The sequence below is a fragment of the Inquilinus sp. genome (assembly GCF_057815775.1).
Window position 1 is genome coordinate 1 of sequence record NZ_JBYRFX010000630.1, and the last position, 1,596, is coordinate 1,596.

Genomic DNA, 1,596 nt, shown 5'->3' on the forward strand with positions numbered 1-1,596 from the left:
CCGCCCTGGGCTGCGACGTGCTGGCGGCGCCGGGCCGCAAGCATCTGCGCGGGCCGCGCGGCGCCGGGCTGCTGTATGTCCGCCAGGGCTTCCTCGACCGGCTCGACCCGCCCTATCACGATTTCAGGACCGCCGCCTGGCGGCCGGAGGGCGGGCCGCAGCTGCAGGACAGCGCCCTGCGCTTCGAGGCCGGCGACTTCCCGATGGCGCTGCGGCTCGGCCTCGGCGCCGCGATCCGCTATGCCAGGGCCATCGGCATCGACGCCATCCGCGCCCGCATCGACGGGCTGGCCCGCGGCCTGCGCGACCGGCTGGCGGCGATCCCCGGCGTGACGATGCACGATCTCGGCGTCGAGCGCGCCGCGCTGGTAACCTTCGCGGTCGATGGCGTCGAGCCGGCGGCGTTGCGCCAGCGCCTGGCGGCGGATGGCATCAACATCGCGGTCAACGGCGTGATGTACACGCCGCTCGACATGACCGCGCGCGGCCTGGGCGATATCTGCCGCGCCGCCGTGTCCTACCTGCACACTGAGGCGGAGCTGGACCGGCTGGCGGAGGCCGTCGCCGCCGCGGCCTGACCCGAGCGCCCCATATCCCTTCGCTCCCCTGGCCCGGCCGGATAGAGTGCCGGCGGGCTGAGGAGGCGCAGCGGGTTTGGCGACGGATCTGGAAGGCACAGGACATCGGCGCGGCACCGCTTCGCGGCGGCGCCGCACCATCCCCCTGTCCGGCACGCTGGCCGTGGTCATGGCCGGGCTGGTGACGCTGACCGCGATCGATGTGCTGGCGGTGTTCTGGTTCATGACCGCCGGCACCACCCGCGACCTGCTGGCCGATGCGGCACAGCTGGGGCTCGATTCGGTGCAGGCCCGGATCGCCGACCGGTTCACCCCGGTGCAGGACCAGCTGGCCTTCCTGTCGCGCGAGATCGTCGCCGGGCGGATCGACCCGGGCGACGGCGCCGCGCTGGACCGGCTGATGACCGGCGCCCTGGCCGGGACGCCGCAGGTGCGGGTGCTGTCCTTTGTCGCGCCCGACGGCGCCATCCGCGGCGTTACCCAGGGACCCGAGGGCGTCTTCCCCTTCACCGACACGATCCACACCGATGGCGAGCGGCAGGAGATCGCAGAGGCGCGCGGCCGCGCCGATGCCGGCTGGGGACCGGTCTATTTCGTGGCGGACCCAGCGCTGCGCACCTCGGTCGCCAATCTGCGCCAGCCGGTGCAGGCCGTCGGCGGCGGCTTCGCCGGGGTGCTGGTTGCGACGCTGACGGTCGATGCCCTGTCCGACCATCTCAGGACCATCGCGGAGTCCAACCCCGGCACCACGCCCTTCATCCTGTACGGCCGCGACCGGGTGCTCGCCCACCCCGCCATGGCCGCCCAGCACCCGGCGCTGTCGCGTGAGCACCCCCTGCCCGGTCTGGACGCGCTCGGCGATCCCTTCCTGGCGGCGCTGTGGACCGAGGGCAAACCCGAGGCGGTGGGCGATGCCGACCTCGACGCCCGGGTGGTGCGCCGCAACGGCGACGGCCGCGTCATCCTGACCCGCACCATCGCCGGCTACGCCCCGGTGCCGCTGATCATCGGGGTCGAG

Annotated in this window: 2 protein-coding genes; both read left to right on the top strand. The window is 73.9% G+C overall.

The features are described 5' to 3' along the window. Positions 1 to 578, top strand: a 578-nt coding sequence (locus tag AC3XYG_RS21890; protein ID WP_489141984.1) for an aminotransferase class V-fold PLP-dependent enzyme, incomplete at its 5' end; no start/stop codon positions are given. A 76-nt stretch (positions 579 to 654) separates the two neighbouring features. After that, positions 655 to 1,596 (top strand): cache domain-containing protein (locus AC3XYG_RS21895; RefSeq protein ID WP_489141985.1); only part of this gene is annotated, 942 nt, incomplete at its 3' end.